This window comes from Sphingomonas sp. Leaf67 (assembly GCF_001421965.1).
Lineage (GTDB): Bacteria > Pseudomonadota > Alphaproteobacteria > Sphingomonadales > Sphingomonadaceae > Sphingomonas.
The window spans coordinates 17973-32530 of sequence record NZ_LMLP01000003.1 but is presented as its reverse complement, the minus strand read 5'-3'; the positions used below and the strand labels follow the sequence as shown (position 1 = coordinate 32530).

Sequence of the window (14558 nt, the reverse complement as noted above, 5' to 3'; positions counted from 1 at the left end):
TCCCCGTTCCGCGATGCCATGCTATCGCCCGTCGCCGCGGACGTCACCCCGGCATGGCCGGGGCAGGCGGGGAGGGGCCAGACCCTCCCCGACGCGTTCAGAACTTGGCGCGGACGCCGGCGATGAAGCGACGCTCGTAGATATTCTCGTTGAACACCTGATCCTGCCACGTGAGGTAATAGCGTTCGGTCTCACCGGTCAGGTTCGATGCCTGGCCATAGATGCTGAAGTGCGGGGTCAGGTCATAGGCGATCGACGCGTCGAGATAGCTGGTCGGTTCCTGATACTGGGCCAGCCCCCGGATGCCGCCATAGTTGGACGAGGCGAGCCGCTTCGACCGGAAGTTGTAGGCGACGCGCGCCTGCAACCCGTATTTCTCGAACCACAGGGCAGCGTTGACCTGATGCTTGCTGTTGTCCTGGAACGGCATCTTGTTGCCGGCCAGATCGACCTGCCCGGCATCGCCCAGCGACAGCGTATAGTTGGCATCGACGCCGAACCCGCCGAACAGCCCGCCCACGCCATAATCGGCCAGCGACTGGCGCGCCGACGCCTCGATCCCCTTGAGCGTACCGCCTTCGCCCTGTGCCAACGTGTTGGTGATGACCGGACGACGGATCACGCCGTCATTGTCGGGAATGTCGCTGCGGGTTTCGGTGGTGGTGGTGATGAAGCTGTCGACCGAGATGTAGAACGCACCGACCGCCAGCAGGCTGGAGCGGCCGGTATAATATTCGAGGCTCGCCTCGGCATTGGTCGCGCGCCACGGGTTCAGGTTCGGATTGCCGCGCGAATCGGCGGTGCGCGCCTCGAACCGGGCCGGGTTCACCTGCGTATTGATCGCGTAGTTGACGTTCAGACCGCCGCCCCATTGCAGGAAGTCGAGCACCGTCATCGTCTTCGAGAAGGCGGCACGCGCGCGCAGCTTGTCGGTCACGTCGAACGCCACGTTGAACGCGGGCAGGAAGTCGGTGAACTCCCGTTCGGTCACGACGTCGCCGGCATCGACGCCCGATACGCCGTACGGCTGCGGCGCGCCGACGATGTTCTGTCGCACGTTCAGGCGGGTATTGACCACCTGCAGGCCGCCATTGGCGCGGAACGGCATGCCGAACAACTCGCCCTCACCCGACACCTGACCATAGCCCGAGATCTGGCGGACGTTGACCGTGAAGCTGTCGGCCGGATTGACCAGATTCTGGCTGCCCGGATAGAATTTGTTCTGCCACGCTTCGCTGTCGTCCATCGCGTGCGGGTCGAGCGCATAGAGCGCGGGCGTGCCGCCGGCGGGCAGGGCATATTGCTTGACGAGGCCGGCGAAGACCGGGTCGTTCGCCTGCCGGGTATAGCCGGCGGTATAGGCATTGCCCTGCGCATCGCGCACCGCGCACTTGTTGTCGTTCAGGTTGACGTCGAACGCCTTCCACTTGACCAGGCAGCCGCCGGCCGGATTGGCGGCATTGTCGGTGTTGCCGGCATAGAAGGGCGAGACGCGGTCGAAGGTGAACTGGTCGACGCTGCGTTCGCCATAGCGGCCACCGAATGACAGCTTCACGCCGTTGTCGGCGGTATATTCGCCATCGGCGCGCACCGCCCACAGGTCGCCATTCTGATACTGGTTCCCCTCCGACGAGATCGTCTTCAGGCCATAGCGCGACGGATCGGATGCCTGTGCGAGGAATGCGGGCGAGAAGCCGAACACCGGCGCACCGCTCGAATAATCGACGGTCGCGGTCTGGCTGTAGATCTGGTAGCCGGTCGGATTGAACTGACGGTCGCCACCGACCGATGCCGGATAGTTGCCGACGCCGTTATAGGCCCATTGCGTGCCGTTGGTCAGGCTGAACTGGGTATAGGCCTGATCGCGCTTGCGCGATGCCTTGCCATAGATACCGCGAACGGTGCCCTTGAACTGTTCGCTCGGCTGCCAGTCGAGCTGGACATTGTAATTCTGCGATTCGCTTTTGGTACGGAAGGTTTCCGAATAGCTGTCGAAGCTCGGCAAGCTGTAGCTGTATTCCTGCACCGTATTGACGTTGTAGCCGTTGACCACCGCGCCGGTATCGCGCGACTTGGTCGGCAGGAACGGCGACGACAGCCAGTCGACATTCTGGAACTGGAAACCGGCGGTGCGGTCATATTGCGTCTGGCGGGTGTAGAAGCCATCGGCGGTCAGCTTCAGCGCATCGTTGATCTCGAACTGCAGCGACGCGTTGGCGCCGAAGCGCTCGCGGTTGGTGATGCGGTTCCACGCGGTGTGCGACTGCGGCGTGATGAACGCGTCGTTGACGTCGCCATCGCCGTTGACGTCATAGCCCAGCAGGCTGCCGGCGGCATTGCGGATCGGCCGGCCCCGGCTGACGCCGTTGTTGCCGACCGCGAAATTGCCGGGGTTCGCGGGCGTGACCGAACCGTCGCGGTTCAGCACCGCATCGTTGCCGGCTTCGGTGTTGAGCGCGACGCCGTAATCCTGAATGCCGCGGAAGCTGTTACCGAGCGTCAGGTCGCTATACGCCGCCGACACCAGCACGCCGAACCGCTCGCCGTGATAGGCGACCAGGCCGTTGGCCGACGGGCTCCACTTCTCGGTCTTGTCGCCATATTGCCCCTCGGCGGCGGCCGACAGGGTCAGGCCACGCTTCAGGTCCATCGGCCGGCGGGTCAGCAGGTCGACGGTGCCCGACAGGCCCGCCTGTTGCAGCGACGCCGTCGGCGATTTGAACACGGTCGCGCCGGAGAACAGCTGCGACGGGATGTCGGTGAAGTTCGGTTGCACCGTCGTCACCGAATTGGCGCCGAGGAACTGTTCGCCGTTCATCAGCGTGGTGACCTGCGGCAGGCCGCGGATGTTGATCGCGCCGCCTTCGCCCGCCTCGCGCCGGATCTGGACGCCGGGGATGCGTTGCAGCGAATCGGAGATGGTGACGTCGGGCAGCTTGCCGATGTCCTGCGCGCTGATCGCCTCGACCACGCTGGCGGCGTTGCGCTTGATCTCGACCGAGCGGGCCTGCGATGCGCGGATGCCAGTGACGACGATCTCTTCGCCCGGACCTTCGACCTGTTGGGGAGCGGCCGCCCCGTCGGCGGGCACGGCGGATGCATCCGGGGTATTGCCGGTCGCGGTCTGTGCCCAACCCGCCGATGGCAAGGCGAAGGCGGATACCGCCGCGAGCAACATCGGACGAACGATCGAGAGCGAAGTACGGCGCATAGAGCCTCCCCATGGATCGGACCGCTGTGGTGCGGTCCCTATTAATTAACAAATTTGCTATTGTTTAAGGGGGGCGTTGTCAATGCAGGAACGCCGCCGTTACGCCAGTCCGCAACGGCGCGATACAATACGTTATCCCAGCAGGATCCGCGTACCCAGCGCGGCGAACAATGCCAGCGGCATCGCCACCGCACCGATTTTCAGAAAGCGCCAGAACCCGACATCCTCGCCTTCGCGCCGGATCGCCTGCAACCACAGGATCGTCGCCAGACTGCCGGTGATCGACAAATTGGGGCCGAGGTCGACCCCGATCAGCAGCGCATCGACCACCAGTCGCGGCGGCTGTGCCTGTGCGACGGCGGTGCTGGCGACCAGCCCGGCGGGCAGGTTGTTCATCAGGTTCGATGCGAAGGCGAGGATCGTACCCGACGCCGCAGCCGCCGGCGCCGGATCGGCCGAAGCGCTACGCAGCGCGGCGGCGACCTGTCCGATCACCCCGGTCAGGTCCAGCGCCTCGACCAGCACGAACAGCCCGGCGACCAGCGGCAGGACGCTCCACGACACGTCGCGCAGCAGCGTGACCGGCGAACTGCGCGCGATGGCGCACACCACCAAAGTCGTGACGATCCCGGCGATCGCGGTCGGCAATCCCAGTTCGATGTCGAGCGCCGACACCACCAGCAGCACCGCCGCCGTGGCGACGATCCCGACGAACGCCGCCTTGCCGCCGACTGTCAGCGGCGCGCGCTCGACCATGCTGGTGCACGTTCCCGCCAGCCGGTCGCGCTCCAGCCAGCGCAGGACGAGGAACGTCACCCCGATCGCCGCCAGCGAGGGCAGGGCGAACGACGCGAACCACTGCCCCAGCGGCGGCATCCGGCCCCCGTACAGCACGAGGTTGGCGGGATTCGAGATCGGCAGGACGAAGCTGGCGGCATTGGCGATCAACGCGCAGGCGAACAACAGGGGCAGGGGGTCGGCCTTCGCCTTCTTCGCGGCGGCATAGACCGCCGGGGTCAGCACGACGGCGGTCGCATCGTTCGACAGGAAGGTGGTCGTGACGATGCCGGTGACATAGACCAGCGTGAACAGCCGCGTGGTCGATCCACGCGCATGGATCGCGGCGGTTGCCGCCACCCAGTCGAACAGCCCTTCGGCCCGCGCGACTTCGCTGAGCATCATCATCCCGATCAGGAACAGATAGACGTCGCCACCCTTCGCCACCGCCGTCAGCGCCGCCGATAGCGGGATCAGGCCAAGCAGCAGCAGCAGCGCCGCCCCGGCCAGTGCCCAGATCGCCTCGGGCCAGCGGAACGGCCGCGTGATCACCGCCGCGGTCGCGGCAGCGCAGATTCCCCATATCGCCCCGGTAGCAAGTATCACCGATGGCGTCCGTTCTCGTCGGGGCCGCGTGGCGGGCGTGTCATTTGTGCGTCTCGGGCATCGCGATCAGATACAGGACGAAGCCGATCGCGGCGATCGCCGCCAGCGTCAGGAAGCCGGCGCTGTAACCGGCCCAGACGATGATCGACCCGGCCAGCGTCGCCGACAGCGCGGCACCGAGGCCGAAGACGCTCGACACCACGCCCTGACTGACGTTGAAGCGGCCCGACCCCCTGGTCAGATCGGCGACGATCACCGGGAACAACGCGCCGAAAATGCCCGCGCCGATCCCGTCGAGCGCCTGTACCCCGACCAGCCACCACGGATCGTTCGACACGGTGTAGAGCGCGCCCCGGATCGCGAGGAAGCCGAACGCGATCAGGAACATCGGCTTGGTCCCCCAGCGTTCGGTGTTGCGCCCGACGACGATCGCGACCGGCACCATCACCAGCTGTGCCGCGACGATGCACGCGGCGGTCAGCGAGGTCGCCTTGTCGGTTCCGACGGTGCGGCCGAGCAGCTGGCTGACCGATGTCAGCATCGCCGCGTTGGACAAATGGAAGGTGAAGGCCGCGAGCGCAAAGATCATGAGCGGGCGGTTTTCGACCAGCGTCTTCCATCCGCTCGGCTCGTCGCAACCCTCGTCGGGTTCGCAGTCGAGACCGCGGGCGACGGCGTTGTCGATATCGTCATTGTTCAGCCGGGCGGCCACCACGACGCTGGCGACGGTCAGCGCCGCCATCAGCCAGAAGACGACGACCGGCCCGAACGACCATGCCAGCACCCCCGCCAGTCCGGCCGACACCGCGTTGCCGGCATGGTTGAACGCTTCGTTGCGACCGACGCGTTTGGCGAACAGCTTCGGTCCGACCAGCCCCAGCGTGATCGCCGAAATCGCGGGGGCGAACACCGCGCCCGCCGCGGCGGCGATCGACTGGGTGATCGTTACCATCGTGAAGCCCGATACGATCGGTAACGACAGGCTGCTGGCGGTCACCAGCAGCGCGGCGACGATGACGATGCGCGGCTTGTTCTTCGCCCGGTCGATCAGCCCGCCTGCCGGCGTCTGCGACAACAGGCCGACGATGCCGGCGATGGTCAGAACCAGCCCGACCGTCGCCTCGTTCCAGCCATGCGACGGCCCGCGCACCACCAGCAGATAGATGGCGAGATACGGCCCCAGCCCGTCGCGCACGTCCGCCAGAAAGAAGTTGAGCGCGTCGAGCGTGCCGGTGGGCGTCTTGGCGGGCGGGGTGCGCGCCGCGCCGGAGGGGGAAATCGCGGTTGCCATGGCCTCTATTTCCCGTCGTTCCTACGCGCAAACAGGCGACCGACGCGCCACGCAGCGCGCCGGTCGTGCTACCCCAACCGGGTCTACGCATCGCGAGACTTCCTGCGTCTGGTTCGGAAGGAACCGTTGGCGGCAGGCGAGTAGAGCGATGGTCAACAACCATTTGGTTCGCGCCTAATCGAGCAGCATGGCGCATCAGTTCCGATGCAATATAGAAATAATGTTAAATGAACCGGTCGATGTACGTCGGGGGATGGTTGTCGTCAGCAACTTCAAATTGTTTAGGCAGTAAAGTTACGTGGGATGCTAGATACGGCTTCCATTGGAAGGCTTATTTTATTCAGTTGTCGCATTCGATCAGCGATCCAGTGCGCCAGATAATAGACAGCTAGCTGATATCACGCCGCTGCGTCTTGATTCACGGATCGTCAAATCGCGGCGACCTCGTCGGTATGGACTTCGAAACGGGTCAGCGTTGTCTGCCCGAAGACCGTGGTCAGCGCGGTATCGGTGGCGTCCCGGCCACGCGCCATCAGAATGCGGCCGATGCGCGGGTGTTTGTGGCGGGCGTCGAACGTGTGCCATTCGCCGCCGAGATACACGTCGAACCATGCCGAAAAATCCATCGCGGCATCGACCGGCGGTATCCCGATATCCCCCAGATATCCGGTGCAGTAGCGCGCCGGGATGTTCATGCAGCGGCAAAGTGTGATCGCCAGATGCGCGAAATCGCGACAGACGCCCTGCTGTTCCTGATGGGCGTCCCATGCGGTCTTGGTGGGGCGGGCATGATGATAGCCAAATTCGACATGGTCGTGCGTGAACGCCACGATCGCTTCCACGCGCCCCCATCCCGGCGGGACATGCCCGAACAACGACCATGCCGTTTCCGACATGCGGTCGGTTTCGCAGTAGCGACTTCCGAGCAGATAGACGAGGACGTCGTGGGGCAGGTCCGCTATGTCGTGCTGGATCGCGTCGGACGACTGGATATCGGGCTCGCCGCTGTCCTCGATGACGAAGTCGCAGCTGAGCGTCAGGCCGCCGGGGGGCACGCTCACCCGGGTGCAGATGTTGCCAAAGGCGTCGATATAGTCGTGGAGCGCAACATCCGGCACGGTGGTGATACGATGCGGGGTCCGCAGATCCTGATGGCGCGAGGGATGCACGCTCAGCATCGCCATCATCGGCGTCGCTGTGTCGGCGGAGAAACTGATGTCGTAACCGGCGCGGATCAGCATCGAACGGCCTCCATATTGTCGGCGGGGATGGGAACGTCGCGCGAGGGAGACGGGTCCACCGTGATATCGACCGAAACCTGCATGTCGAGGAAACTGCCGGGAAAACCATCGAAGGTGCCGGAGATCGGTACCGCCTGGTAGATGTCGCGCGCGATCGCGACGCGGATCAGTCCGGCGCTGCCGACGATGCCGTTGGTCGGATCGAACTCCACCCACCCCGATCCGGGCAGGTAGACGCGCACCCACGCATGGGTGTTGCCGCCGCCGATCCGGGTGTCACGCGTTCCCGACGGGCTGTAGACATAGCCAGAGACGAAGCGCGCCGCGAAGCCAAGCGCGCGGACTGCCTCGATCATCAGGATGGCATAATCGCGGCACGTGCCCTTGCGGCGGCGCAGCGTCTCGATCGGGGTCTGCGTGCCCTTTTCCGCGCGGGACTGATAGGTGAATTCGCGGCGGATCGCGGTCGTCATCGCCGTCAGCAGCGCCAGCGTGTCGGTGACGCCCCCCGGGTTCAGGAACCGCCGCGCCCAGCTGTCGACCTCGCGCTGCGGGTCGAGATGCTGTCGCTCGATCGAACGGAGCAGGTCGGGCATATCCTCCGACGAATAGGTAAAGGGATAGCTGCGCGCATATTCCTCGATATCGACGTGCTGGACGTCGCCCGGTTCGTGACGGACGCGCACGTTGCTGGTGAAGCACAGCCGGCTCGCGCGCCCTTCGAACGTCGCGATCGCGACGGCATTGCCGAAGACGTCCTGCAACCAGCGAACCTCGGCAGGCGCGGGATCGATCGTCAGCGTCGCTTCGAGCAGATGCTGATCGAAACTCTCCCGCGGACGGACCATGATTCGGTGCTCGCCGAACGCCACCGGCTGCTTGTAGAGATAGGTCGTCACGTGCGAGAGATTCACGAATGGCATCAAACAGTAATCCCCGCGTCGAGGCTTCGTTGCTGATCGATTCCGACCCTTCGCCGGTGGTGACCGTCAATCCCGGGGGCCGATCGCCGTTTCTTGTCATCGGCGATCACGCCGGCAATGTCATCCCCTTGTCATTGGGAATGATGGAAATCGATTCTCGCGACCTGTGCCGCCACATCGCGTGGGACATCGGCGTTGCCGGTCTCGGCCTTGCGCTGGCCGAACGGCTCGACGCCGTCTTTATCCGCCAGACCTATTCGCGGCTCGTAATCGATTGCAATCGCGCGCCCGGTTCCGTCGATGCGATGCCGGCGGTGAGCGACGGAACGATCGTGCCGGCGAACGCCGCGCTCACCCCCGAGGACCGCACCGCCCGGATCGATGCGATCCATGTGCCCTATCATCGCGCAATCGCGGACGAGCTGGCGCGGCGCGATCGGGAAGGGCAGGCAAGCATCTTGGTCGCGCTGCACAGCTTTACCCCCGCCATGTCCGGCGGGCCGGCACGGCCGTGGCATGCCGGCATCCTCCACGATGGCGGCGATCCGTCGTTCGCCCTCGCCCTGCTCACGGCGCTGCGGCGCGAAGCCGACCTCGTCGTCGGGGATAACGAGCCGTATCGAATGGATCAGGTCGACTATACGCTCCCGCTGCACGCCTATCCGCTGCGCCGCCTGTATGCCGAGATCGAGATCCGGCAGGATCTTCTGGCCGACGAGCAGGGCCAGCGGCGGTGGGCTTCGATATTGGAACGATGTCTGCTGGCAGCATCGGCGACGGAGGAAGGGTGATGCGTTGCCGGCGGCTCGCTCCCGATTGATCCGGGAGGCGATCCGGGGGCCGGTTACTGAAAGAACGCAGCGCGGGTCGGGAGCATCGCGGCACCGATCGCCGCAGCATCGCTACCGATGGAGGAAGGCACCAGACGCGGCATGGGGCGGTGATGGCCCCGCCGGGTCGGGTTGGTGATGTCGATCTTCGCGATCATGCGTTCGGCGAGGCTTGCGGGTAGCCGGCCGCCCAGAACGATCATTTCCGGATCGAGCGCGGCGAAGATCGCCGATACGACGAGGTCCAGGGACGGCATGCAGCGATCGACCCACGCGTCCACTGCCGGCGCGGCAAGGTCGAGATCGCGCAGCATCGTCCGCAATCCGTCGAAGGCCATGCCGTGATCGGCGAGGTGACCGCGCAGATTTTCCAGATTTGGCTGATACCATCCCGCCGGCAGGACCGATCCGAACTCGCCGGCATTACCGTGCGCCCCGCGCAACGGCGCACCGCGCGCCACGACGCCGCCGCCGAATCCCGCCGCGAAGTACAGATACGCAAAGTCCGGACAGGTCCGGCCTGCGCCCAGCATCGCTTCGCCGACCGCCGCGACATTGCCGTCATTGTCGACCCAGACCGGACCGCCCAACGCGTCGGCCAGCAGCGTGTCGAGCGGCCGCAGCGCCCATGAATCGAGCGAGGCGGGCGGATTGACCCTCGCGCCGTCCCCGATGAAATATCCGGTGACACCGACGCCGATTCCCAGCCGGCGCGCCGGATCGAGGCCGGCTTCGGCGACGGCCCCGTCGATCAGGGTGGCGATCTGTCGGGTGCCGGCATCGAAATCGTCGCGTTCCAGCGGCACCGATGCCCGCGCGCGGACCGTGCCGGTAAAATCCACCACGACCAGCGTTACCGCGTCGGTCATCACCGACACGCCGATTGAAAAGGCGGCGTCGGGGTTCAGGCGCAGCGGCGCACCGGGCTTGCCCCGGCCCGCGACTTCCGGTGCGCCCGCCAGTACCAGCCCACGTTCGATCAGCGGTTCGATCAGCCGTCCCACCGAATGGGGCGCGAGGGCGGTGACGCGGGCAAGCTCGGCACGGGAAGCCGCGCCACGCCGCGACAGCAGCGCAAGGACGACCCGTTCGTTGGCGGTCGCGGTACGCTGACCATCGGCGCGCAGGAAGCGGGGGTGAAAGGCACCGGCATAACCGTCGTTCATCAGGTTGTTGCGCCGTGTGGGGGCCGGCTTGTCAAGCCTGTCCGCAGACCTATCGTATCCAGCGGACCTTGTAGAGATGGATGCCGTCGAGCGCGATGCGGCGGCGGTCGCGACCGTCCGGCGTCATCACCGTGAAGCCGTTCGCCCACCACTTCTCCTCGGCTTGCACCCATGCGACGCGGTCGGCCGTCGCGCTTATCGACTTCACCCGCAGCGCGGGGTTGAGCGGCGCATAGGGGACGAAACTGCCGTCCCCGGGATCGAACCGCCACGCGCCATCGTCCGTCGTGACATAATAGCGCCCGTCTTCGCCCGGCGACAGGTCGTGGCCGTCGCGCCGCCCCGGCAGCGTCCAGCGCGCGGTTTCGACCAGTTGCGACGTGCGCCCCTGACCGGTCAGCCGGAACGACTGGATTAGATCGTGCGACAAGGCGAACAGCCGATGCCGCTTCGCATCCCACACCGTGCCATGCCCCGATGGCAGCGGCAGATCCTGCACCACCTGCTCGCTATGCCGTCGGTCATATAGCTGCAACCGGTCGCCCTCGGTCGAAATCGACAGCGCGATGGCGATCCGCCCGCCCGGCAGCAGGTCCGCCGAATGCGCCATCGGCACCCGCGCCCGGAACAGAACCCGTCCGCTGGCACGATCGATCAGCACCGCGCCGCCGGTCGATGCGGTGACGAGGATCGCGCGGTTGCGGTCTACCGGCTTGCATTCGTCGATATGGGCCATCAGCCGCGTCCGATATTCCGCCGGCAGGTCGCGGGCATCGCGGGCAGTCCATCGCCAGACCTCGACCGGGCCATCGGGGGTGATTCGCACCTCGCGCACCTGATCGTCCCCGCACGCATAGGCGGTCGGACCGGACGACATCGCCAAGGAAAGTGCCAGCAGTGTCAACATCCTATCGCTCCCTGCACGGTTCGATGCCCGACCGGTGTCGTCACGTCACCTATATGTCACGTATAGTCATTAAATGGCATTCGTGTTTCAGAAAACAGGGGGGTTTCGACGATGGTACGCTTTGGGAAGACGTGGCGGGTAATGTTGCTGGCCGGTGCGGTGATGCCGGTTTCGGCGCTGGCGCAGGAGGTGCCGTCCGACACCGCCAGCGAGGATATCGTCGTCACCGGCTATGCCCGCCAGAATATGCAGGCCATCGCCGCCAAGCGGGACAACGACCGGATCGGCGAATTCCTCGCCAGCGACGAGATCGGTCAGCAGCCCGATTACAACATTTCCGACAGCTTCCGCCGCCTGCCCGGCGTCACCACCGTGTTCGACGAGGATGAAGGCCGCTATGTCGGCATCCGGGGCATGAACCCGAACTTCACCGTCGGCACGCTCGACGGCGCGGTGCTGGCGACTGCCGAGCGGCAGAACCGGCAGCTCAACATGGAGGCGATCCCTACGACCGCCGTCTCCGCGCTGGAGGTCATCAAGTCGCGCACGCCTGACGTCGAGGGCAATGCGATCGGCGGCATCGTCAATCTGCGCAGCCGATCGGCGTTCGATCGCGGTATCCGTACGTTCGTCGGCAATGCGTTCATCGGCCTGTCGGACAGCCGCGCCGTCCCCGGCAAGGGCTTCAACCGGCCGACCGACGACGGCGTGAACTATCGCGCCAATGCGACGCTCGCGACCCGGTTCGGGGTCGACGACACCTGGGGGTTCGTGCTGACCGGTGCCTATAGCCGCAAGCGGCGCGATCAGGAGCGATTGAACCCCACCGGCTATACGCAGGTGAACGGCGTCACCGTCGCCAGCGGGATCATCTCGGCGGGCTATCCCAACACCGTCGACCGCTATGGCGGAACCGCCAAGCTCGAATGGCGTCCCGATCCGCGCGTGCAGGCCGAGGTGTCGGGCACGTTCTTCCAGCAGTCCGACAACGAATTGCGCCATCAGCAGCAGCTGACGCGCGCGACCGTCGATACCGTCCGCACCACCGGCGGCACCGCGCGCGTCAACACCGCTGGCGGCTTCCTGCGCTTCAACGACTTCCCGCTCGAAAAGCCGCTCTATGTCGCGCAGGGCCGGGTGAAGTGGACCGGCGACGACGGCCACCATGCCGCACTGCGCGGCAGCTGGTCGCGCGCCATTTTCCTCGAAGCGTCGAACCAGATGCAGTTCAATCTGCCGACCAGCGCCGGAAACGCCTATACCCAGACGATGGCCGATGGCGTGCCGATCGCGGTGCTCGACAATCCGGCGACCTTCACCAATCCGGCCAATTACACCTTCGCCTCCTACACCCCCTATCGCGATCGTTCGCTCGATCTGGTGCGCGAGGGGCAGTTCGACTGGGGGTATCGCGATACCGCGCAGGATCGCGGCTTCGGCATCGGTGCGGGGCTGAAATACCGCGCCGCGACGCGCGATTTCGACACGCAACAGGCGGTCTGGAGCGGGGCGACCGGGACCAGCCTGACCGCCGCCAATTTCGTGCTGCCCGACCGCTGGTCGCCGCCGTACACCGGTGGGCAGAGCCGGCCGCAGCCATTGCTCGATTTCACCGCGTTCCAGCGGTACTTCAGCCAGAATCCGACCGCCTTCACGCTGAATACCGCGCAGACGACGCTCAACGCGCGGCGGTCGGACTATATCGTCGGTGAAAAGGTGATGGCGAGCTATGTCCTGCTGCGTCACACCGGCGATCGCCATACCCTGATCACCGGCGTCCGCTATGAGGATACCGAGACAACGATCGACGGCTTCCGCGTCGCCGGCAACACGCTGACCCCGCTGACGCGCGGCGCGAATTATGGCAGCTGGCTGCCGTCCGCCACCTTCAACTATGAACTGTCCGATCCGCTCAAGCTGCGGCTCGGCTATTACAAGGCGATCGGGCGGCCCAGCCCCAGCGACCTCGGCACCAACGAAACGCTGAACCAGACAACGCTGGTCTTGACACGCGGTAACCCCGACCTGCGGCCGCGGGTAGCGCAGAATTTCGATGCCAGCCTCGAATATTACATGCCGCGCGACGCCGGCCTCGTGTCGCTGGCGACCTTCTACAAGGATATTCGCGACGACATCTATTCGCGGGCGGCCGGGACGACGGTGATCGACGGCACCACCTATCAGGTCACGCAGCCACAGAACCTTGCCGGATCACGCGTGTTCGGGGTCGAGGGTGCGCTGGTCGTCAACAAGCTGCGCTTCCTGCCCGGACCGCTGGCCGATTTCGGCGTGTCGCTCAACGCCACCTATCTGAACGGCAAGTCGCGTTTCCCGGCCGGAGGCAGCTTCGATCGGCTGACCCAGCAGCCGGAGTTCCAAGGCAATGCCGCGCTGTTCTACCAGCGCGACTGGTTGCAGGCGCGGGCGAGCTACGCGCATATCGGCCGGCAATATACCTCGATCAGCCCGACCGCGCCGCTCACCAACCGCTATGACCAGCCGTTCGACCAGCTCGACCTCCAGACGCGGATGACGTTCGGCGCGATCCAGATCATCGGCGAGGTCCGCAACGCCACCGATGCCCATCGCGAGAATTTCGACGGGTTCGGCACGCGCGACCAGAATTTCTTCGGCCGCCAGTTCTGGCTGGGCGCGGCGGTGAAGCTGTGAGCGTCTGGCACGGCCTCCTCGCGGCGGCGGCAGCGTGGCAGGCCGCTGCCGCCCCGGCGGCGGACAGGCCGTTGTTCGACGGTGTTACCTATCGTCAGGAACGACGCGTCGATGCCGACGAACCGGTGGTGGTACATATCGTCACGCTCGACCTGACGCGTCCCGGCGTCCGGTTGGGGGTAACGCCGCCCGACCGGTCACGCGGCATGGAATATGTCGCGCACACCGTCCGCGACGACCTGATCGTCAACCGCGCACAGGTCGCGGTCAACGCCAGCTATTTCCTGCCCTTCTTTGGCGGATCGCCCAAAGGGGATGATTATTACCCCCATGACGGCGAGCCGGTGTCGGTATCGGGGGCGGCGATCGGCGGCGGGCGGGTCGCCTCGCCGGTCGAAATCGATCAGGACCTGCGGGTATCGGCGATCCTGTGCCTCGGCCGCCGCACCGACATCCGGGCCGGGCAGCGGTGTCCGGCGGGCACGCGCGACGCCATCGCCGCCGGTCCGCATCTGTTACAGAGCGGGCAGGCCGTCCCGCTCCACCGCGCGCTGACGGCGGAGGGCGGGAAAGGTCCGCGCACGGCCATCGGCCTGTCGGCGGATCGGCGGCGGGCGTGGATCGTCGTCGTGGACGGTCGGCAAAAGGGGTACAGCATGGGCGCGGACAATGCGGCGCTGGTCGCACTGTTTCGCGACCTGGGCGCAAGCGATGCGATGAGCTTCGACGGTGGCGGCTCCTCGACGCTTGCTGTCGCCGAGGGGAAGGGCGCGGTCGTTCTCAACCGCCCGATCCATACCGGCATCGCCGGCCGCGAACGGCCGGTGGCGAACGCGCTGCTGGTCTTCGCCCCGCCAATATCCGTTCGCCAACAGGAAGGGATATCCGCGAACGGCCGCGCCCCCCGGTGACGGCACGCGCGCCGTCACCGGAGGG

10 protein-coding genes are annotated in these 14558 nt (G+C 65.9%); 3 read left to right on the top strand and 7 right to left on the bottom strand.

Going from position 1 to position 14558, the window contains the following annotated elements; all coding sequences use genetic code 11:
- Nucleotides 1-97 precede the first annotated feature (97 nt).
- The 5 genes from ASE90_RS06240 to ASE90_RS06220 form a co-directional block, all read right to left on the bottom strand.
- Complete coding sequence (locus ASE90_RS06240) at nucleotides 98-3211, bottom strand: TonB-dependent receptor (protein ID WP_055997829.1); 3114 nt, start codon at nucleotides 3209-3211, stop codon at nucleotides 98-100.
- 132 nt (nucleotides 3212-3343) lie between these two features.
- Complete coding sequence (locus ASE90_RS06235) at nucleotides 3344-4594, bottom strand: arsenic transporter (RefSeq protein ID WP_055997825.1); 1251 nt, start codon at nucleotides 4592-4594, stop codon at nucleotides 3344-3346.
- Nucleotides 4595-4634: 40 nt separating this feature from the next.
- Entirely contained in the window at nucleotides 4635-5885 is a 1251-nt protein-coding gene (locus tag ASE90_RS06230; protein ID WP_055997822.1) for an MFS transporter, read from the bottom strand.
- Nucleotides 5886-6313: 428 nt separating this feature from the next.
- Nucleotides 6314-7126, bottom strand: a complete 813-nt coding sequence (locus ASE90_RS06225; protein ID WP_055997819.1) for a transglutaminase-like domain-containing protein — start codon at nucleotides 7124-7126, stop codon at nucleotides 6314-6316.
- On the bottom strand, nucleotides 7120-8025 hold the full coding sequence (locus ASE90_RS06220) for a transglutaminase family protein (RefSeq protein WP_235530399.1): 906 nt from the start codon (nucleotides 8023-8025) through the stop codon (nucleotides 7120-7122). The genes ASE90_RS06225 and ASE90_RS06220 overlap by 7 nt, the downstream gene beginning before the upstream one ends.
- 17 nt (nucleotides 8026-8042) lie before the next feature.
- Here ASE90_RS06220 and ASE90_RS06215 point away from each other — a divergent pair, with 17 nt between their 5' ends.
- Entirely contained in the window at nucleotides 8043-8840 is a 798-nt protein-coding gene (locus ASE90_RS06215; protein WP_055997812.1) for an N-formylglutamate amidohydrolase, read from the top strand.
- A gap of 53 nt (nucleotides 8841-8893) precedes the next feature.
- On the opposite strand, the gene ASE90_RS06210 is transcribed toward ASE90_RS06215, so the two are convergent.
- Together ASE90_RS06210 and ASE90_RS06205 are read right to left on the bottom strand one after the other, a co-directional pair.
- Complete coding sequence (locus ASE90_RS06210) at nucleotides 8894-10045, bottom strand: ROK family transcriptional regulator (protein WP_055997809.1); 1152 nt, start codon at nucleotides 10043-10045, stop codon at nucleotides 8894-8896.
- 49 nt (nucleotides 10046-10094) lie between these two features.
- Nucleotides 10095-10952 carry a DUF6528 family protein gene (locus tag ASE90_RS06205; RefSeq protein ID WP_055997806.1) on the bottom strand — a complete coding sequence of 286 codons (858 nt, stop codon included), beginning with the start codon at nucleotides 10950-10952 and terminating at the stop codon, nucleotides 10095-10097.
- 111 nt (nucleotides 10953-11063) lie between these two features.
- On the opposite strand from ASE90_RS06205, the gene ASE90_RS06200 reads away from it, so the two are divergent.
- Nucleotides 11064-13622 carry a TonB-dependent receptor gene (locus tag ASE90_RS06200; protein WP_082449614.1) on the top strand — a complete coding sequence of 853 codons (2559 nt, stop codon included), beginning with the start codon at nucleotides 11064-11066 and terminating at the stop codon, nucleotides 13620-13622.
- On the top strand, nucleotides 13619-14533 hold the full coding sequence (locus tag ASE90_RS06195) for a phosphodiester glycosidase family protein (protein ID WP_055997799.1): 915 nt from the start codon (nucleotides 13619-13621) through the stop codon (nucleotides 14531-14533). The genes ASE90_RS06200 and ASE90_RS06195 overlap by 4 nt, the downstream gene beginning before the upstream one ends.
- The last annotated feature ends 25 nt before the right edge of the window (nucleotides 14534-14558 follow it).